The organism is Pseudomonas sp. NKUCC02_KPG (genome assembly GCF_019345465.1).
In the GTDB taxonomy this organism is placed as follows: Bacteria; Pseudomonadota; Gammaproteobacteria; order Pseudomonadales; family Pseudomonadaceae; genus Aquipseudomonas.
In genome coordinates, this window is the sequence record NZ_JAHKRC010000001.1 from 146,863 (window position 1) to 166,828 (window position 19,966).

16 protein-coding genes and 3 tRNA genes are annotated in these 19,966 nt (G+C 58.0%); 13 read left to right on the forward strand and 6 right to left on the reverse strand.

The genetic code is table 11. The annotated features are described in order from the left end of the window. Nucleotides 1-7 precede the first annotated feature (7 nt). From KO536_RS00670 to KO536_RS00680, 3 genes are all read right to left on the reverse strand, one after another. On the reverse strand, nucleotides 8-301 hold the full coding sequence (locus KO536_RS00670) for a co-chaperone GroES (protein ID WP_019827816.1): 294 nt from the start codon (nucleotides 299-301) through the stop codon (nucleotides 8-10). 241 nt (nucleotides 302-542) lie between these two features. Beyond that, a complete protein-coding gene (locus KO536_RS00675; RefSeq protein WP_219260769.1) occupies nucleotides 543-1,016 on the reverse strand; it encodes an FxsA family protein in 474 nt (157 codons plus the stop codon). Nucleotides 1,017-1,087: 71 nt separating this feature from the next. Continuing rightward, complete coding sequence (locus tag KO536_RS00680) at nucleotides 1,088-1,813, reverse strand: HugZ family protein (protein WP_219260771.1); 726 nt, start codon at nucleotides 1,811-1,813, stop codon at nucleotides 1,088-1,090. Between the two features lie 53 nt (nucleotides 1,814-1,866). Here KO536_RS00680 and KO536_RS00685 point away from each other — a divergent pair, with 53 nt between their 5' ends. After that, complete coding sequence (locus tag KO536_RS00685; protein ID WP_046808918.1) at nucleotides 1,867-2,625, forward strand: SDR family oxidoreductase; 759 nt, start codon at nucleotides 1,867-1,869, stop codon at nucleotides 2,623-2,625. A gap of 67 nt (nucleotides 2,626-2,692) precedes the next feature. Here KO536_RS00685 and KO536_RS00690 read toward each other — a convergent pair whose 3' ends face one another. Continuing rightward, complete coding sequence (locus KO536_RS00690; protein WP_133075804.1) at nucleotides 2,693-3,706, reverse strand: DUF481 domain-containing protein; 1,014 nt, start codon at nucleotides 3,704-3,706, stop codon at nucleotides 2,693-2,695. Nucleotides 3,707-3,857: 151 nt separating this feature from the next. Between KO536_RS00690 and KO536_RS00695 the strand changes: the two genes are divergently transcribed. The 4 genes from KO536_RS00695 to KO536_RS00710 all read left to right on the forward strand — a co-directional run bounded on the left by KO536_RS00695 (nucleotide 3,858) and on the right by KO536_RS00710 (nucleotide 8,588). Continuing rightward, nucleotides 3,858-4,211, forward strand: a complete 354-nt coding sequence (locus tag KO536_RS00695) for an MGMT family protein (RefSeq protein ID WP_133075805.1) — start codon at nucleotides 3,858-3,860, stop codon at nucleotides 4,209-4,211. A 42-nt stretch (nucleotides 4,212-4,253) separates the two neighbouring features. Continuing rightward, the gene (locus KO536_RS00700; protein WP_133075806.1) at nucleotides 4,254-5,798 is read left to right on the forward strand and encodes an AmpG family muropeptide MFS transporter; all 1,545 of its coding nucleotides are present in this window, start codon (nucleotides 4,254-4,256) and stop codon (nucleotides 5,796-5,798) included. 103 nt (nucleotides 5,799-5,901) lie between these two features. After that, complete coding sequence (locus KO536_RS00705) at nucleotides 5,902-7,617, forward strand: proline--tRNA ligase (protein ID WP_133075807.1); 1,716 nt, start codon at nucleotides 5,902-5,904, stop codon at nucleotides 7,615-7,617. A 17-nt stretch (nucleotides 7,618-7,634) separates the two neighbouring features. Beyond that, entirely contained in the window at nucleotides 7,635-8,588 is a 954-nt protein-coding gene (locus KO536_RS00710; protein ID WP_219260772.1) for a hypothetical protein, read from the forward strand. Between the two features lie 123 nt (nucleotides 8,589-8,711). Here the strand turns inward: KO536_RS00710 and dinB are convergent, their stop codons facing one another. Beyond that, nucleotides 8,712-9,773, reverse strand: a complete 1,062-nt coding sequence (gene dinB / locus KO536_RS00715) for a DNA polymerase IV (protein ID WP_133075809.1) — start codon at nucleotides 9,771-9,773, stop codon at nucleotides 8,712-8,714. Between the two features lie 289 nt (nucleotides 9,774-10,062). Here dinB and KO536_RS00720 point away from each other — a divergent pair. The 5 genes from KO536_RS00720 (at nucleotide 10,063) to KO536_RS00740 (ending at nucleotide 14,863) form a co-directional block, all read left to right on the forward strand. Next, a tRNA-Met gene (locus KO536_RS00720) sits at nucleotides 10,063-10,139 on the forward strand. A gap of 226 nt (nucleotides 10,140-10,365) precedes the next feature. Beyond that, nucleotides 10,366-10,442: transfer RNA gene (locus KO536_RS00725), tRNA-Met, on the forward strand. 162 nt (nucleotides 10,443-10,604) lie between these two features. Next, nucleotides 10,605-10,681 (forward strand) — tRNA-Met (locus KO536_RS00730). 259 nt (nucleotides 10,682-10,940) lie between these two features. Next, the gene (mprF, locus tag KO536_RS00735) at nucleotides 10,941-13,583 is read left to right on the forward strand and encodes a bifunctional lysylphosphatidylglycerol flippase/synthetase MprF (protein ID WP_219260774.1); all 2,643 of its coding nucleotides are present in this window, start codon (nucleotides 10,941-10,943) and stop codon (nucleotides 13,581-13,583) included. Next, the gene (locus KO536_RS00740) at nucleotides 13,583-14,863 is read left to right on the forward strand and encodes a virulence factor family protein (protein ID WP_133075811.1); all 1,281 of its coding nucleotides are present in this window, start codon (nucleotides 13,583-13,585) and stop codon (nucleotides 14,861-14,863) included. The genes mprF and KO536_RS00740 overlap by 1 nt, the downstream gene beginning before the upstream one ends. A 167-nt stretch (nucleotides 14,864-15,030) precedes the next feature. Here the strand turns inward: KO536_RS00740 and KO536_RS00745 are convergent, their stop codons facing one another. Continuing rightward, entirely contained in the window at nucleotides 15,031-16,932 is a 1,902-nt protein-coding gene (locus KO536_RS00745; protein ID WP_133075812.1) for a potassium transporter Kup, read from the reverse strand. A gap of 342 nt (nucleotides 16,933-17,274) precedes the next feature. On the opposite strand from KO536_RS00745, the gene rimO reads away from it, so the two are divergent. The 3 genes from rimO to KO536_RS00760 all read left to right on the forward strand — a co-directional run bounded on the left by rimO (nucleotide 17,275) and on the right by KO536_RS00760 (nucleotide 19,966). After that, nucleotides 17,275-18,615: a 30S ribosomal protein S12 methylthiotransferase RimO gene (gene rimO / locus KO536_RS00750; RefSeq protein ID WP_133075814.1), complete on the forward strand. Its 1,341-nt coding sequence runs from the start codon at nucleotides 17,275-17,277 to the stop codon at nucleotides 18,613-18,615. A gap of 104 nt (nucleotides 18,616-18,719) precedes the next feature. Beyond that, entirely contained in the window at nucleotides 18,720-19,184 is a 465-nt protein-coding gene (locus tag KO536_RS00755) for a GNAT family N-acetyltransferase (RefSeq protein ID WP_133075815.1), read from the forward strand. 71 nt (nucleotides 19,185-19,255) lie between these two features. Further along, nucleotides 19,256-19,966: an rRNA pseudouridine synthase gene (locus tag KO536_RS00760; protein ID WP_133075816.1), complete on the forward strand. Its 711-nt coding sequence runs from the start codon at nucleotides 19,256-19,258 to the stop codon at nucleotides 19,964-19,966.

A 19,966-nucleotide genomic window follows, 5' to 3' on the forward strand; every position in this document is an offset into this window, starting at 1 on the left:
CGGGAGATCAGCCTTCGATTACAGCGAGAATTTCGTTCTCAGCCATAACCAGCAGGTCTTCGCCGTCGACTTTCACAGTGTTGCTGCCGGAGTAAGGGCCGAACACAACCTTGTCACCCACTTTCACGGCCAGCGCACGTACTTCACCGTTGTCCAGAACGCGGCCAGTACCGACAGCGAGGATTTCACCGCTGTTGGCTTTTTCGGCAGCAGAACCCGGCAGAACGATACCGCCAGCGGTTTTCTTTTCTTCTTCGCTGCGACGGATTACGACGCGGTCATGCAGAGGACGAAGCTTCATTGTCGATCTCTCCTAATTGTGGTGTTCATCGGCCGGTGTCAATACCGGCGGGGTTTGCAAATCCGGAAATGCCGGGTGCTATTCGCTGAAGGGATGTGCTGTTGCCAGTAAAACCCTGCGGTGTCCGTTACATAAGGGCGCATCCACTTATTACAAGGGCACGCCCATGAAATTTTTAACCTTGTGCCTGACCGAAAAACAAACACGGCACCCAAGGTGCCGTGTTGATAACGCCAAAGCCTTATTTGTCGCGGTGCTCGAACTCGCCTTCGATCACATTCGGCTCACGCCCCAAAGGCTGCTGGGATCGAGGGCGAGCTACAGCCTCGAAGTCATCGGCAAACGCACGCTGGCGAATGGCTTGTTCTTCTGCACGCTTGCGCAGACGGTTGACCAGGAAACGACGAACCGGCGGGAACAGCAACAACAGACCGGCCGCATCGCTGATAAAGCCCGGTAGCACCAGAAGGCCGCCACCCAGGGCCAGCATCAGACCTTCAAGCATTTGCTGAGCAGGCAGCTCGCCGCGATTGAGGCTTTCGCGCGCTCTGAGCGCAGTGGCCAGACCTGCAACGCGAACCACCAGAACACCCAGCATGGAGCCGGCAATGATCAGCAGCAACGCAGGGAAAAACCCGATAGCGGTGCTGACCTTGAAAAAGACGTACAGCTCTAGCACTGGAAATAACAGAAAGAGCAATAGAAAAGCGCGCATCAAATGATTCCTCTCCGGAAGAATATCTTCCAACCAAACCTAGATGACGGCGCGCCTGTGAAAATTCAAGGTCAGGTCGTCTGTTTTTTCGGCCATTCACTAGCACGCGCCAATAAAACCAACGCTTCGCGCACCTGTGTCGAAGTATTGCAAGGCTCGGGAAAGCCCAACCAATGCAGGCCTTCACCGATACGCAAATGCATGCCTTCGCTGTCGATACCCACCAGCGTAGCTGGCGTTGTTAGCGGTAGACCGGTCAATTTGACGTAATGCTCGATGGCGTTGGCGTGGTCGGCGTTCATGTGCTCCACCATACGCACCTCGACCTGCCCGGCAAAGGGGTTGGCCAGCGTGACTTGATCCAGCCAGTGAATAGCCCCGAACCCCCCTATATAACGGTGCCTGACCGGGTTAAGCACCCAAAAGTCGAAATCATGGGCCGTGTCATAGCCCCTGGCCTCAGGGAAATAGCGGTAGTAGCGCTCAGCTGCGGCGGCAATCGCTGCAGCCTCGGTCAACTGCTCGGCTTCGGCCAGATACGTCAGGCGCCCAACGGCCTGGACATCTTCAGCCCCCCGCTCGCCTACCATCAGCGAGCACTTGGGGTCCTTGCGCAGGTTATGGGTGTGCTGGGCAATACGGCTGATCAAAATCAACGGGCGCCCCTGCTCATCCAGGCAATAAGGCACCACGGAACCAAAGGGAAAACCCGGCATGGCCTTGGACTGGGTCGACAGGGCTCCGCGGTATTCCTTGAGCAGTAATTCTCGGGCATGCTTGGCAGCTTCAACGCTCAACTTATGACTCCTTAATAAAAAATCCGTCGATAACGGTCGAGATCAGGGCACCCATGCAACTAAAAGACAAAGTAATCATTATCACTGGCGGCTGCCAAGGGCTGGGCCGTGCAATGGCTGAGTATCTGGCTGCCAAGGGCGCGAGGCTGGCATTGGTCGACCTCAATCCGGAAAAGCTTGAATTGGCGGTCGCGGCTTGTCAGGCACACGGTGTAGAGGCCCGCGCTTACCTGTGTAACGTCGCAGATGAAGAACAGGTTACGCAAACTGTTGCCCAGATTGCAGAAGATTTTGGCGCGATCAATGGTCTTGTAAACAACGCCGGCATTTTGCGCGACGGACTGCTGCTCAAGGTCAAGGACGGGGTGATGACCAAGATGAGCCTGGCGCAATGGCAGGCGGTGATCGACGTCAACCTGACGGGCGTTTTCCTGTGCACCCGTGAGGTCGCGGCAAAAATGATCGAGCTCAACAGTCAGGGCGCGATTATCAACATTTCGTCGATCTCGCGCGCCGGTAACGTAGGCCAGACCAACTACTCGGCAGCCAAGGCCGGAGTTGCCGCAGCCACGGTGACCTGGGCCAAAGAGCTGTCACGCTACGGCATTCGGGTGGCCGGGATTGCCCCAGGCTTTATCGAAACCGAAATGACCCTGGGCATGAAACCCGAAGCCCTCGAAAAGATGACTTCCGGCATCCCGTTGAAGCGCATGGGCAAGGTTGAAGAAATCGCCCATTCCGCGGCCTACATTTTTGAGAACGACTACTACACCGGGCGGATTCTGGAGCTTGATGGCGGCTTGCGGATCTAGAGCAACCTGTAGCCGCTGCCGAAGGAACGAAGCTGCGCTCCTTCGGCAGCGGCCACGACGTGAGCTATTACCAGGTCACGCCAAATCCCATGGTGTAGCGAGTCTTGTTGAGGGAGTTATCAGAGCCGCTTGAACCACCAATCAGGTCTTTCTCGGCCTTGAGATTGAGCGATGCCCACTCGGTCACCTTGTAACGCAAGCCTATTTCGGAATCGAGGCTGTAGTCCGACGTACTCTCCAGCGACTTGCCCAACTCACCATTGGTGAAGATCGACACTGTCTTGCCCAGCAAGTAGCGGTTGTAATCCCACTTCATGGCCAGCGAATAGAAGTTATCTTTTTTGCCGTCAGAATATTCATAGTCCGTGCGGTTGATCAGCGACCCCAGGGAGAACGCACCCAGCTCGTCATCCCAGAACTGATAGCCCGGACCAGTACCGATCGTGCGCTGGCGTGAAACGTCTTCGACCCGGTCACGGTTATAAGTCAGACGACCTTGCCAGTACCACTTTTCATCAATGAAGTGGTCAAGCGCGTATTCGGCAGTCCAGTTGTCCGTCGTGACAACATCGTTCTGAAACTCGCGGTTGTATTCGCCTTCTGCATGATGCCGCCAGGCACCGTGACGAGCAGTGGTCTTGAAGTCGATGTCGTAATCGTCGGTATCCTTGTCGGCCCGCTTGTAGTCCAGCGCCACATCGACATTGCCTTTCCAGACCAGGTCTTCAATCACTGGCTTGGGCTTGAGGATTTGCTGAATACTGGCCAGCTCTACGGTTTTCGGCGCTTCGCCATTGGCCAGGGTTACGCGGCCATCTTCGGCTGCCTGCAACGACTTGGCTTTCTCTCCGGTGTAGGCATCCTGCTTGACCAGCAGTTCCTGATCACTCTCAAGGGTTTTGACCTGTTTCCAGTCAATGGGCACGGCACCCGCGTATTCGGTCTGGATCAGCAACTTGCCACCGTCGAATACTTTGATCTTGCCGGTCAGACGGTCGCCATTTTTCAACCACACCGTATCGGCAAGCACGGGCGCAGTAAGACTCAGGGCAGCAAGGCATAACAGGGTTCTGGACAGCATAAGCAAATGCGAAACTCAGGAGTGCGAAAGAATGCCGGCATTATCCCCATGGACACGCCCTTGAGAAAGAAAGACCGGCTCATTGTGCTGGAGTTCCTTCTATAGTTGAGTTAACAGCGCAAGCCCCCTTTCCGCCGACCAGAAGCCCGCCGTGAGCACACTCATCGACACCCCTCAAAGCCCCGCCGAAATTCGCCGTACAGCACTGTATTCAACCTTGATGATGGTGCCCGCAGGTTATGTGGTGTCCTACGGCCAGCTTGCCGAACTGGCTGGTCTGGGTCGAGCTGCACGGTGGGTTGGGCGAACGCTTAGCCAACTCCCTGAAGGCACGCGCCTGCCCTGGCATCGGGTTCTTGCCGCTGGTGGCCGTATCAGTTTGCCAGCAGGTAGCCCGTCGGGTGATGAACAGCGTGCGCGTTTGCGCGCCGAGGGCCTGAGCATCATGAATAATCGCGTGGATATGCAACGTCATGGCTGGCGCCCGATAGAGCACTGCGGTTAGAGTGCGCCCTTTGTTTCCGCAACCAGAGGCAGACTCCAGTCCATGCCCCGTAAAACCTGGCGCGAAGCGCTAGCTGCCTATTCCAGCCCCTCAACCCTTGTGCTGTTACTGCTCGGTTTTGCCGCCGGTTTGCCGTACATGCTGGTTTTTTCAACGCTCTCCGTGTGGCTGCGCGAAGCCGGTGTGGCCCGTGAAACCATTGGCTATGCCAGCCTGATCGGTCTGGCTTACGCCTTTAAATGGGTGTGGTCCCCGCTGCTGGACCAATGGCGTTTACCGCTGCTCGGAAAACTTGGCAGGCGTCGTTCATGGCTGGTGCTGTCGCAGTCGCTGGTGATCCTGGGCCTGATCGGCATGGGCTTTTGCGACCCGCAAAAACACCTCTCCTGGCTGATTGCCATCGCGGTGGTCGTGTCCTTCGCCTCGGCGACCCAGGACATCGCCGTGGATGCCTACCGCCTGGAAATCGCAGAAGACAATCGTCAGGCTGCGCTCGCTGCCAGTTATATGTCCGGCTATCGCGTGGCAGCCCTGCTGGCCACCGCAGGCGCCCTGTTCTTTGCCGAGGGCTTCGGCTCGACGGGCTTTAACTACAAACATTCGGCCTGGACCGGTACTTATGTGCTGTTCGGCCTGCTCATGGTGCCAGCACTGCTCACCACCCTGTTCATGCGCGAGCCCCCGGTACCGCTGCGCACCCAACTGTCGGCCGGGCGCTACAGTTTTGGCCATCAGCTGGCGTCTGTATTCGTACTGATCGTCTTGCTTGTTTCAGTACCGGCGATGTTCACGCAGCTCTACAACACCGATTTTGCAGGCGTCCTGTTCGAGGGCGTCAGCCCGATGACACTGGTGCTTGAAGACAGGGCATTTCTGCGCGCCATCCTGTACACGCTGCTCACGGTGCTGTGCCTCTCGACCTTTGGACGACGCGGGCTGGCGCCAGTCCTGACACCGGTTAATGACTTTATCCTGCGTTATCGCTGGCAAGCCCTTCTGCTGCTGGGCCTGATTGCCACTTACCGCATGTCTGACACGGTCATGGGCGTGATGGCCAACGTGTTCTATATCGACCAAGGGTTCACCAAGGACCAGATCGCCGGGGTCAGCAAGATTTTCGGCTTGATCATGACCCTCGTTGGCGCTGGCATGGGCGGTTTGCTTATCGTGCGCTTCGGCATTTTGCCGATCCTGCTGATTGGAGGGGCGGCATCAGCAAGCACCAACCTGCTATTTATGTTGCTGGCAGACATGGGCCCGAACCTGGACATGCTGATCGTCACTATCTCTCTCGACAACTTCAGCTCCGGCCTCGCCACCTCTGCATTCGTCGCCTATCTGTCCAGCCTGACAAACCTCAAGTTTTCGGCCACCCAGTACGCCCTGCTCAGCTCCATCATGCTACTGCTGCCACGCCTGATGGGCGGCTATTCAGGGGTTCTGGTGGAAAAGTTCGGCTATCACAACTTCTTTATCATCACGGCACTGATGGGCATCCCTACCTTGCTGCTGATCAGCCTGCACTGGTTTCAGGAAAGCCGCCGGGCCCGCCAGAAGCCCGCTGTAGACCTCGAAAAACAGCCATAAATCTGCGGGGGAAGCACTCTCCCCCGCCCGCGCTGTACGCAAACTGATCTCGCCCGTACAATGCGAGGTCATTTCTAGTCATCAGCAACGGCCACGACTAACCATGCGCACCAGCCAATATTTGCTCGCCACACAGAAAGAAACGCCTTCCGATGCGGTCGTTATCAGCCACCAGCTGATGCTGCGCGCCGGCATGATTCGCAAACTTGCTTCCGGCCTGTACACCTGGCTGCCCATGGGCCTGCGGATCATGCGCAAGGCCGAAGCCATTGTTCGCGAAGAAATGAACGCTGCAGGTGCTCTTGAAGTGCTGATGCCGAGCATCCAGCCAGCTGAGCTGTGGCAGGAATCCGGTCGCTGGGAAGAATACGGCGCCGAACTGCTGCGCCTGAAAGATCGCCATGGTCGCGAGTTCTGCGTAGGCCCGACCCACGAAGAAGTCATCACCGACCTGTGCCGCAACGAGCTCAACAGCTACAAGCAGTTGCCGATCAATCTGTACCAGATCCAGACCAAATTCCGTGACGAAACCCGCCCGCGCTTCGGCTTGATGCGCGGCCGCGAGTTCATCATGAAGGACGCCTACTCTTTCCACGTCGACAACGCTTCGCTGCAGGTCACTTATGACCGCATGCACCAGGCCTACTGCAATGTATTCACCCGCCTGGGCCTGAACTTCCGTCCGGTTGAAGCTGACAACGGCTCCATCGGCGGCGCCGGTTCCCACGAGTTCCACGTTCTGGCCGAGTCTGGCGAAGACGACATCGTGTTCAGCAATGGTTCCGACTACGCGGCCAACATCGAAAAAGCCGAAGCCGTTCCAGTCGAAACCTCGCGCCCTGCTGCCACCCAGGAGCTGCGCCTGGTCGACACGCCAGATGCCAAGACCATCGCCCAACTGGTCGATGGCTATGACCTGGCCATCGAAAAAACCGTCAAGACCCTGATTGTTCACGCCGCCGAAGAAGGCAAGCTGATCGCTCTGGTTATTCGCGGTGATCACGAACTTAACGAAATCAAGGCTGGCAACCACCCGCTGGTAGCAAGCCCGCTGGTCATGGCTTCGGACGCAGAACTACGTGACGCCATCGGCGCCGGTGCAGGCTCCCTGGGCCCGCTGAACCTGCCGCTGCCGTGCATCATTGACCGTTCGGTCGAATTGATGAGCGACTTCGGCGTGGGCGCCAACATCGATGACAAGCACTACTTCGGCGTGAACTGGGAACGCGACCTGCCGGTTCCGACCGTTGCCGACCTGCGCAACGTGGTCGCTGGCGACCCGAGCCCGGATGGCAAGGGCACACTGGAAATCAAGCGCGGCATCGAAGTGGGTCACATCTTCCAGCTGGGCACCAAGTACAGCGAAGCGATGAAGTGCCAAGTGCTGGGCGAAAACGGCAAGCCGGTAACCCTGGCAATGGGTTGCTACGGCATCGGTGTTTCCCGCGTCGTGGCAGCAGCCATCGAGCAGAACAACGACGAGCGCGGCATTATCTGGAGCGATGCCCTGGCACCTTTCCAGGTCGCACTGGTTCCACTGCGCTACGAGACCGAAGCCGTACGCGAAGCCACCGACAAGCTCTATGCCGAACTGACGGCCGCAGGCTTTGAAGTGCTACTGGACGACCGCGACAAGAAAACCAGCCCGGGTATCAAGTTCGCCGACATGGAACTGATCGGCATCCCTCACCGGATCGTGGTCAGTGACCGTGGCCTTGCAGAAGGCAATCTGGAATACAAGAGCCGCACCGAAGCAGAGCCTCAAGCCCTGCCCGTTGCTGATGTGCTTGCCTTCCTTCAAGCCCGTATCGCTCGCTGAAACCAGATAGAGGCGTCATGTTCAAGCGAAGTACCTTAACCCTCGCAGGTGCCGCCATGTGCGGCACCTTGCTGCTGAGCGGCTGTGCCAATCACATGTCGCAACGCAGTGAGCACGAGGAGCGAATCGAGCGAAAGCTGCTCGCCCACAGCCTCCTGATCGATGTTGGCTCGCCAGCAGTGCTTGAGCTGCCGCAACGCCGTGTGCGCATCAATGAACAGAAGACCTTTGAGGTCACCGAGTTCGATGTCACGCGCCATTACGACCGCTACACCCCGTACCAGCCCTGGCGCGAAGTCTATGAGATTCCGCTGGGGGCGGTGGCTATCGTCGCAGGGGTGGGTGCCAATGTGCTTAACGTGTTCATGTTCGGGCAACTTCCTGACAGCGTGACCAAAGACTGGATCAACTACGGCTTTGCGGGCATCAACCCTGCAATGAACGTGCAGTCCCACGGTCGCGCCGAACAGAACCTGGCCGGTATTGATGATGTTCAGCGCGACAAGCGCCTGGAGTATTCAAGCTTGCCCTGGTCGGAACGCCCGGTTGTGGTCAAGGCTGGCAAGCAGACTCATGAGCTGACGACTGATCGCAACGGTGTATTGCGCCTCAACCTGCTGGACAGCCCTTTTGCCGAGCAAGACCTCAATCACATCGGCAAGCTGACCATCATGGTTGAAGACGCTCAGGACGAGACCCACTCGAACTCAACCCTGTCGATCAGCAGCAACCTGCGTGGCAAGCTGCTTGAAGCGCACAACCTGATTTACGACGACCTGGAGGGCGACGACGTCACCCAATGGGTACATCGGGTCAAGCGCTTGTCAGAACTGGGACTGGAAGAAGAAGCCAGCGAGCTGGAACAAAGCCTGATCGAACTCACACGCAACGATCCCGAGCTACAACGTGAGTTCCTTCATTCTCTGACCAAGGATGCCGGGCGGCTGGTGGCGGATCCGGGCGTCAGCTGACACATGCCCTTGTAGTCGCTGCCGCAGGCTGCGAGAAGGGCCGCAGGCTCTTCGTGTTCTGGGGCTGCCTCGCCCCCCACCTCATCGCAGTCTCGTACCTCGTCAGCGACTACAGTTATTTGCCTACCCCTTGAACAGCTCCAGCTGCTCAAACCCGCTGTTCAAATCCTGCAAACGCACGCCAAGCCCGAGCAATCGAACGGGCTTGGCGCCGCGTGCAAACGCCTGGCTCAACAATCCCTCATAACTCTCAAGGTCACGCCCGGCACCGGACTGCTCCAGCGTGGTCTGGGTAAAATCGTGGAATTTGACTTTGACGAACGGCTTGCCTGGACGATAACTGCTGTCTATACGCGCAATGCGGCGAGTCAGCGTCTCCAGCAACTCCGGTAGTTTTTCCAGGCAACTGGCCAGATCCGGCAAATCGGTATCGTAGGTATTTTCCACGCTAACAGACTGACGTCGACTGTCGCTCTGCACCAGACGGTCATCAATCCCCCGCGACAACCCCCACAATCGCTCACCGAAACTGCCGAACTCACGCACAAGTGCCAGTTTGTTCCAGTCACGCAACTGCAGGCAGGTCTCAATCCCCAACCGCCCCAGCTTGTCCGCCGTGACCTTGCCCACGCCATGCAACTTGTTGACTGGCAACGCCGACACGAAATCTTCAACGTGATCCGGAGTAATGACGAACAGCCCATTGGGCTTCTTCCAGTCGCTGGCAATTTTGGCCAGAAACTTGTTCGGTGCTACACCCGCCGAGACGGTGATGTGCAGTTGATTGGAGACCCTGCGCCGAATTTCCTGGGCAATGCGCGTGGCACTGCCCGAAAAATGCGGGCTATCAGACACATCCAGGTAAGCCTCATCCAATGACAGCGGCTCTATCAAGTCGGTGTAATCGCGCAAAATGCCGTGGATTTCTTTCGACGCTTCTTTATAGGCATCCATCCTGCCGTTAACGATGATCAGATCCGGGCACAGTTTGAGTGCATGCCGGGACGCCATCGCCGAGCGCACACCATAAGCCCGCGCCTCGTAGTTACAGGTCGAGATTACCCCCCGACGGTCAGCCGAACCCCCGACTGCCATCGGCTTGTTTGCCAGGCTCGGGTCATCGCGCATCTCAATAGCGGCATAGAAACAGTCACAGTCGACGTGGATGATTTTGCGCTGCGTCATGTAAGGCGACGTTCTTCAGGGGAGTAGGCAATGCGGATTGCCAGTATGTCACCACCAACTGTATATAGCACCAGTGGTCTCGACTCTCCCCGACAGACGTGGGAAATATCGCCATTGAATTTGTTTTTTCAATCGAATCTTGCCCGTCAATAGAGCTACACCCCATATGGAACATGGCCTGCAGGCCTTTTTATAACCGGATTTTCTATCTAACCAATTGACGCAGAACGAATTTTTCTAAATTAAGGTTTGACAGCCCAGCGGATCGCTGTAGAATCCACCCCACAGACGCGGGATGGAGCAGTCTGGTAGCTCGTCGGGCTCATAACCCGAAGGTCGTCGGTTCAAATCCGGCTCCCGCAACCAAACATCGAAAAAGGCTACTCGAAAGAGTGGCCTTTTTTGTGCGCGCCTGTTTTGTAGCTCGCCTGACTTGCGACGGCTTCGCCGCCGAACGCAGCCTTCGTTCCTCGGCAGCTGCAACAGACCGAACTGCCCCCACCCAAAAACAGGCCTGTTTTGATCTTATTCAGGTCATTTATGCATTAAAGGTTGACTCCCCCACTCATCACTGTAGAGTGCGCCCCACAGACGCGGGATGGAGCAGTCTGGTAGCTCGTCGGGCTCATAACCCGAAGGTCGTCGGTTCAAATCCGGCTCCCGCAACCAAACATTAAAAGGCTACTCGAAAGAGTGGCCTTTTTTGTGCCCGGGTGTTTTACCCGCCTTCTGCACGTCACGAGCCGGAGGAATTAAAACCGGGTATTTCAACCGCTTACGACATTTAAGGTTGACACCCGCACGATCCTCTGTAGAATGCGCCCACACAGACGCGGGATGGAGCAGTCTGGTAGCTCGTCGGGCTCATAACCCGAAGGTCGTCGGTTCAAATCCGGCTCCCGCAACCAAACATCAAAAAAGGCTACTCGAAAGAGTGGCCTTTTTTGTGCGCGCTCGAAAAGTATGGGGAAAACGGTTATTGACGCTCAACGTCATATTCCTGAAAGTCCCGTCGTCTATGCTGTCCGGCAATAATTACCCTTTTTGTACAGGCCAAACCTGAACCTCAGGCAAACAGCCAAACATATTTAGAAATATTTTCACCAAAAGGATTGGTAACTTGAGCCTATGCCTCCATCCTATCGCGCACGATCCACGAGGTGATTGATGCCCGATAATTCGCCAGAACTTAAAGAAGCCGTCACAGCAGCCCACCCGATTGCCGCAACTCGTTTGCGCTGGCTGGATTTGCTGAGCAAGTATCGCCAACCCATTGGTCTGGCAATCACTTTGTTGCTGTTTGCGATAGCACTGATTGCCTGTCGCCACCTGCTCAGCGAACTTGACCTGTACGCCCTGCACGACTCGATCCTGGAAGTCCCCAAGCCCGCCCTCCTCGGTGCAGTGGCCGCGACTGCCGTGGGCTTTGTGATACTGCTGGGGTATGAGTGGTCCGCCAGCCGGTATGCCGGGGTCAAGCTGCCACCTAAAACCCTGGCATTGGGCGGCTTCACCGCCTTTGCCATCGGCAATGCCATCGGCCTGTCGCTGCTGTCCGGCGGCTCCGTGCGATATCGCCTGTATGCACGTCATGGCGTAGGCGCATCAGAAGTCGCCCACATGACGCTGTTCGCCAGCCTGTCACTGGGCTGTGCCTTGCCGCCACTGGCAGCACTGGCAACGTTGAGCAACTTGCCCGCCGCCTCCGCCGCCCTGCACATCCCGGCTTATATACTGGGTGCAATTGCTTTCGCGGTTCTGGCCCTGTTCGGGTTATTGGCACTCGGCATCTATCGCCGCCGCCTTCCTGAGCAACCGATCCCGGACAACCTGCTGGTAAAGGCCGGGCGTCGCACATTACGCTTGCCAAGCCCGCGCCTGACCTTCCTGCAATTAGTCATTACAGCCCTGGACGTCGCTGCAGCGGCCACCGTGCTGTATTTGCTGCTACCCGAAGCGCCACCTTTTGGCGCCTTTATGCTGGTGTATCTGTTGGCGCTGGCTGCTGGCGTACTCAGCCACGTGCCCGGCGGTGTCGGGGTTTTCGAAGCCATCCTGCTGGCCGCCTTTGCCGACAAACTCGGCGCAGCACCTCTGGCGGCTGCCCTGCTGCTGTACCGCATGATCTATGTGATCCTGCCGCTGCTGATTGCCTGCCTGCTGTTGTTGCTGAACGAAGCCCAACGCCTGATCCATACCCGACAAAGCCTGCGGGTTGCCTCGGGCCTGGCCGCTCCGGTTCTGGCGGTCCTGGTATTTATGTCCGGCGTGGTGCTGCTGTTTTCCGGGGCCACTCCCGAAATTGACACACGCCTTGAGCACATCGGCTTTCTGATCCCGCACCGCCTGATTGACGCATCACACTTTGGCGCCAGCCTTATCGGCGTGCTGTGTCTGTTGCTTGCCCAAGGCCTGCGCCGGCGCCTGTCCGCTGCCTGGATGCTGACCACGATTCTGCTGCTGGTCGGCGCCGTGCTTTCCCTGCTCAAAGGCTTTGACTGGGAAGAAGCCACTATCCTGGTCCTGACCGCCAGCCTGCTGGGGCTGTTCCGCCGCTCGTTTTACCGTCCGAGCCGCCTGACCGAGTTGCCGTTTTCACCCCTGTATCTGGTGGCCAGTGTCTGCGTGCTGGGCGCCTCGATCTGGCTGTTGCTGTTCGCCTATCAGGACGTTCCTTACAGCCATCAACTGTGGTGGCAGTTCACCCTCGACTCGGACGCCCCACGGGGCCTGCGCTCGTTGCTGGGCGCAGCCGTGCTGCTGGTGATCGTATCGCTGACCTGGCTATTGCGAACCGCACGCCCGGTGATTCTCCTGCCCGATGCCGCAGAGCTGGAAAAAGCCGGAAAAATCATCCTGGCCTCCGACCAGCCCGATGGTGGCCTGGCCCTGACCGGCGACAAGGCCCTGCTGTTCCACCCGGATGAAAATGCCTTCCTGATGTACGCCCGCCGCGGGCGCAGCCTGGTAGCACTGTACGACCCGATTGGACCGCCCCAGCAGCGTGCCGAGCTGATCTGGCAATTTCGCGACCTGTGCGACACCTTTCACGCCCGCCCCGTGTTCTATCAGGTCCGCGCCGAGAACCTGCCGTTTTACATGGACATTGGCCTGACCGCGATCAAGCTCGGAGAAGAAGCCCGGGTCGACTTGCACCGCTTTGATCTCGAAGCCAAGGGCAAAGAGATGAAAGACCTGCGCTACACCTGGAACCGTGGCACCCGTGACGGTCTGTCACTGGAAATCCACGAACCGGGTGAGGCCCCGATGGATGAACTCAAGGCCATTTCGGATGCCTGGCTTACCGGCAAAAACGTACGGGAAAAAGGCTTCTCCCTGGGTCGCTTCAGCGAGGACTACATCAAGCACTTTCGCGTGGCAATTATTCGCTTTGAAGGCAAGCCGGTAGCCTTCGCCAACCTGCTTGAAACCCACAGCCATGAGCTGTCGAGCCTCGACCTGATGCGCTCGCACCCCGAAGCGCCAAAACTGACCATGGAATTCATGATGGTGGGTTTGATTCAGCATTATAAAAAGCATGGATACGCACGTTTCAGCCTGGGAATGGTACCTCTGTCCGGCCTGCAACCCCGACGCGGCGCACCGTTGACCCAGCGTCTGGGGTCGATGCTGTTCCAGCGCGGCGAGCACCTGTACAACTTCCAGGGTTTGCGCCGCTTCAAAGATAAATTCCAGCCCGACTGGGAACCTCGTTACATGGCCGTGCCCGCCGGACTTGATCCGCTGGTAGCGCTGGCTGATACCGCCGCCCTGATTGCAGGCGGCTTGACTGGATTGGTGAAACGTTAATGAAACATCGTTCCTGGCGGTTTTTGTTGCTTGCCTTGATAGTTCTGGTCGCACTGGCTGCAGGCGGCTATTGGTTCTGGAATCGCCCCGCGCCTGAGCCAACAATTGAACACCTGAGTCAAACCGATGGCTCGACCCTGACCAACGTCACTCCCGGTCAGAAAGCCCTGGCCCGGGTGGTGATCGCCACCCCCGCCGAAGAAGCGCTCAATGACAAGCAGTTAGTGGCCTTGAGCCGTGGCGGCAAAGCACAGGTCGTGCAGGTGATTCTGCCCAAAGATGATTGCACCCTGCAGCAGCAAGCCCTGCAAACTGCACTGCAACAACTCAAGGGCCCAGCGACGCTGGTCAGCGGTATCGGTCCGGGTGCAACCCTGGCTTGGCGCTGGCTGGCCGAGCAGACCAATGACAAGGCCCAGGCCGTGTCGGTCGGTTTCAAACTTGAAGAGCCCGGCTGCGCCCTGCCCGTTCCAAAAACCGCTGCCCACGGCAACTGGCTGGTGGCCTGGAACGACAACCCTGACGACCCGAGCGCTGCGTTCGTACGTGATCAACCAAACGCTCAGACCAGCATCAGCGACTACGACATTCATTACCCGCAGGTACTGAGCAACGAACTGCGCAAAATACTGGTAGGCGATGAAAACGGCGGGTTGAGCATGCCGGTGGTCGAAGTGCCCGCAGGCCAGCAAAACAGCACCGTAACCCTGTTCCTGTCCGGTGACGGTGGCTGGCGAGACCTGGACCGCGATGTGGCCGGTGAAATGGCCAAGATCGGCTACCCGGTGGTCGGCATCGACATGCTGCGCTACTACTGGCAGCACAAAACACCCGAGCAAAGCGCCACCGACCTGACCGAACTGATGCAGCATTACCGTCAGAAGTGGGGCACCCAGCGCTTTGTACTGGTGGGCTACTCGTTTGGTGCTGACGTTTTGCCTGCCACTTACAATCGCTTGCCTGAAGCCGAGCAAAAGCGGGTCGACGCCATCATGCTCCTGGCATTTGCCCGCAGTGGCAGCTTTGAGATCCATGTCGATGGCTGGCTCGGCAAAGCCGGCGCTGAAGCCGATACGGGCGAGGAAATGTCCAAGCTGCCTGCCAGCAAAGTGGTATGCATCTATGGCGCAGAAGAGGTGGATGAAAGCGGCTGCACCGCCAAGACAGCCGTAGGCGAAAGCCTGAAACTGCCCGGCGGACACCACTTCGACGAAAACTACCCGGCCCTGGCCCAGCGCCTCGTAGACCTGATCAAGAAGCATCAGACGACTGCCGAGTAAGCAACCTGTGGGAGCGGGCTTGCTCGCGATGGGTGCGCTGCGGTTTATCAGGCAAACCGCGGCGCCTGTATCGCGAGCAAGCCCGCTCCCACAAAAACGCCTCCCTCCTGCACAAAAAAGCCCCGACTCTCACGAGCCGGGGCTTTTTATTGGCGACCTGAACGCGACTACATCTCGACCTGGGTCCCCAGCTCGATAACCCGGTTAAGTGGCAGCTTGAAGAAGCGCAAGTTGCTGTTGGCGTTCTTGAGCATGAACGCGAACAACCCTTCTCGCCAACGCGCCATACCCACCAGCTTGGACGCAATCACCGTCTCCCGGCTAAGGAAGTAAGTGGTACGCATAGGGCTGAAATCCAGCTCATCGAGATGGCACAGCTTCAACGCCTCAGGCACATCCGGCTCGTCCATGAAACCAAAGTGCAGGATCACCCGAAAGAAGCCATCTCCATACGAATCCACCTCGAAACGCCGCGAAGCAGGGACCCGGGGCGAATCTTCGTTGACCACCGTCAGCAATACCACTTGCTCGTGCAGCACCTGGTTATGCAGCAGGTTGTGCAACAGCGCATGGGGCACCGCGTCCGGACGGGCCGTCAGAAACACCGCAGTCCCTTGAACCCGATGCGGCGGTTGCACCCGGATACTGCTGATAAACAGCGGTAACGGCAGCGCACTTTCGTCAAGGCGATCCACCAGCAGTTGCTTGCCGCGACGCCAAGTGGTCATCAGGATAAACAGCACAATCCCCGCCAGCACCGGGAAGGCCCCACCCTGCACAATTTTGGGTACGTTGGCGGCAAAGAACAGACCGTCCACCAACAGAAAGCCAATCAGTACAGGCACTGCCAGAATCGGCGGCCACTTCCACAGCAACAGCATCACCGCCGACACCAGAATACTGGTGATCAGCATGGTGCCGGTCACCGCCACCCCGTAGGCCGACGCCAGGGCCCCCGAGGATTCAAATCCCAGTACCAGCAAAATCACCCCGACCATCAGCGACCAGTTCACCGCACCGATGTAAATCTGCCCCTGCTCGGCACTGGAGGTGTGCTGGATATGCATGCGCGGGATATAACCGAGCTGAATCGCCTGGTGGGTCAGGGAGAAGGCCCCGGAAATCACTGCCTGGGAGGCAATCACCGTGGCCAGCGTGGCCAGGCCTACCAGAGGAATCAGCGCCCAGGCGGGTGCCAGCAAATAGAACGGGTTACGGGCAGCCTCGGGGTTTTCCAGAAGCAGAGCACCCTGCCCGAAGTAATTGAGCACCAACGCAGGCAACACCAGGATGAACCAGGCCCGGGCAATCGGCTTGCGCCCAAAGTGGCCCATGTCGGCATACAGCGCTTCAGCGCCGGTCAACGCCAGCACCACGGCGCCCAGAATGGCCACGCCCATACCGGGGTGCGAGACGAAGAAACGCACGCCCCACACGGGGTTCAGCGCATTGAGCACCTCAGGATGTTGAGCGATGCCATGAATACCGAGCCCGCCCAACACGACGAACCACAGCACCATGATCGGACCGAACAGCTTGCCCAGAGTGGCTGTGCCACGGCGCTGGATCAAAAACAGCGCCACCAGCACGATCAGGGCCAGCGGCACGACCCAGCGCTCCAGCCCGCTGAACGCCAGTTCAAGCCCTTCGACCGCTGACAATACCGAGATCGCCGGAGTAATCATGCTATCGCCGTAAAACAGCGAAGCACCGATCAGCCCCAGGATCACCAACACCGAACGCAGCTTGGGATAGGGCGAAGCAGCACGCCGCGCCAATGCGGTCAGGGCCATTATGCCGCCCTCACCTTCGTTGTCTGCCCGCAGAATGAACAGCACATACTTGATCGAGACCACCCAGATCAGCGACCACAGAATCAACGCCAGAATTCCGAACACACCGTCATGGTTGACTTGCACTCCATACCCGCCGGAAAACACCTCCTTGAGGGTGTACAGGGGGCTGGTACCAATATCGCCGTACACCACGCCGACCGCTGCAACCAGCATCCCTATGGGCCTGGCCTTTGAGTGACCGTCTTCTGCCGCCTGACTACTTGCCTGCCCCATCAACCACCCCTACGACCATGGACCGCGTTTCTTAATGGTTTGCGCTACATTTGATCAGCAGCATGCGCTGATTTTGCGAATCTGATCCACGAAATTCGGGTGATTGAAAACCCTGTTTTCGCGACGGCGCGCAGCATAGCGCAGCACTCGTCGTAAATCCCCGTATAACGCTGGTCAAGTACGTTGACCATAGCTAAAATTGCGCACTTTTTTTGATCAGAGGCGCACAAGAGCCTGTTACCGCTTGGTTGATCATTTCAACAGAGCGCCAGCAGGCCCAAAGCGCCCGTTCGTCGTGCAGCCTTTACGGGCATGTAACGTCACTACATACCGAGGTTCGCCATGTCCACCGTTACCACCAAGCCAGCCAACCCGAAGGTTGGCTTTGTTTCCCTGGGTTGCCCGAAAGCGCTGGTCGACTCCGAACGCATCCTTACGCAGCTGCGTATGGAAGGCTACGACGTCGTCTCCACCTACCAGGACGCTGACGTCGTTGTGGTCAACACCTGCGGCTTCATCGACAGCGCGAAAGCTGAATCCCTGGAAGTGATCGGTGAAGCCATCAAGGAAAACGGCAAGGTCATCGTGACCGGCTGCATGGGTGTCGAAGAAGGCAACATCCGCAACGTGCACCCAAGCGTGCTCGCCGTGACCGGCCCGCAGCAGTACGAGCAAGTGGTCAACGCCGTGCACCAGGTGGTGCCACCGCGCCAGGATCACAACCCGCTGATCGATCTGGTGCCGCCTCAAGGCATCAAGCTGACGCCGCGTCACTACGCCTACCTGAAGATTTCCGAAGGCTGCAACCACAGCTGCAGCTTCTGCATCATCCCGTCGATGCGCGGCAAGCTGGTCAGCCGTCCGGTGGGTGACGTCCTCGACGAAGCCCAGCGCCTGGTCAAGGCTGGCGTAAAAGAACTGCTGGTGATTTCCCAGGACACCAGCGCCTACGGCGTTGATGTTAAGTACCGTACCGGTTTCTGGAACGGCGCCCCGGTCAAGACCCGCATGACCGAACTCTGCGAAGCGCTTAGCTCGCTGGGTGTGTGGGTCCGCCTGCACTACGTTTACCCGTACCCGCACGTTGACGAACTGATCCCGCTGATGGCCGCCGGCAAGATCCTGCCGTACCTGGACATCCCGTTCCAGCACGCCAGCCCCAAAGTGCTCAAGGCCATGAAACGCCCTGCGTTTGAAGACAAGACCCTGGCCCGCATCAAAAACTGGCGCGTGATCTGTCCGGACCTGATTATCCGTTCGACCTTCATCGTCGGCTTCCCGGGTGAAACCGAAGAAGACTTCCAGTACCTGCTCGACTGGCTGACCGAAGCGCAACTGGATCGCGTGGGTTGCTTCCAGTACTCGCCAGTAGAAGGCGCCCCCGCCAACCTGCTGGACGCGGCCATCGTGCCGGACGACGTCAAGCAGGATCGCTGGGACCGCTTCATGGCCCACCAACAGGCCATCAGCGCCGCACGCCTGCAGATGAAAATCGGCAAGGAAATCGAAGTCTTGATCGACGAAGTTGATGAGCAAGGCGCTGTTGGCCGCTGTTTCTTCGACGCACCGGAAATCGACGGCAACGTGTTTATCGCTACCGAAAAAGACATCAAGCCGGGTGACAAGATCATGTGTCGCGTCACCGACGCCGACGAGTATGACTTGTGGGCTGAAGTGATCTAAACCGCAACTGCCTCTCAAAAAGCCCTGCCGCACTCGCGCCAGGGCTTTTTTTACGACTATCGTTAATCCATCGCTATCCCAACCTGTGTCAGGAGACACGCTTGATGCAACAACAATGGGTTATTCATACGCCACGCCTTACAGACTTCGATGAACTGACCGACGTGTGGGAAGCATCGGTACGGGCTACCCACGACTTTTTGCCTGACAGCTATATCCAACTGTTACGGGGTCTGGTCAAAGATCAATACCTGGATGCCGTGATGCTGATCTGCTGCAAGGATCCCGTCAGCAAACGCATAACCGGCTTTGCGGGCGTAGCGGGAGGCAAGGTGGAAATGCTGTTTATCCACCCCGATTACCGGGGCCAAGGCATAGGCAGGTGCCTGCTGATGTTCGCCATCAACGAACTGAATGCCGAGCGCCTCGACGTCAACGAGCAGAACCCGCAAGCCATTGGCTTCTACCTCAAGCAAGGTTTTGAGGTCACCGGGCGCTGCGAAAAAGACGGCCTGGGCCAACCGTATCCATTGCTGCACCTGCGGTATAAACGCCCAGCACGTGCATAAGGCAAATGTTGCCGGGCTTAACCGGCGCCAGGCGGGTACAATAGCCGCCCAATTCCTATACGGCCCCTGTCATGTCTGAACCGATACGTCTCTCCAAACGCCTCATCGAACTCGTCGGCTGCTCCCGCCGTGAGGCCGAACTGTTCATTGAAGGTGGCTGGGTCACGGTAGATGGCGAAGTCATCGACGAGCCGCAATTCAAGGTCGACAACCAAAAAGTCGAGCTGGACCCAGAGGCCAAGGCTACTGCGCCAGAACCGGTGACCATTTTGTTGAACGCCCCGGCGGGCCTGGACACTGATAGCGCCCTGGCGTTGATCGGCCCTGAAACCCTGAGCGAGGAGCACCGTTTCGGCAAGCGCCCGCTAAAAGGCCACTTCCTGCGCCTGAGCGTTGGCAACGAGCTGCAAGCCAACGCCAGCGGCCTGCTGGTGTTTACTCAAGACTGGAAAATCGTGCGCAAGCTGACGGCCGATGCCAACAAGATCGAGCAGGAGTACGTGGTTGAAGTCTCTGGCGAGATGGCACCCCACGGTTTGAACCGCCTCAATCATGGCATGACCTACAAGGGTCGCGAGCTGCCCGCGGTCAAGGCCAGCTGGCAGAGTGAAAACCGCCTGCGCTTTGCGATGAAAAATCCGCAGCCGGGGGTCATTGCACTCTTCTGCCAGGCCGTCGGCCTGACGGTCATCTCTATCCGCCGGATCCGTATTGGTGGCGTGTCGATGGGTAAATTGCCCGTTGGCCAATGGCGCTACATGAGCGCCAAAGAAAAGTTCTAA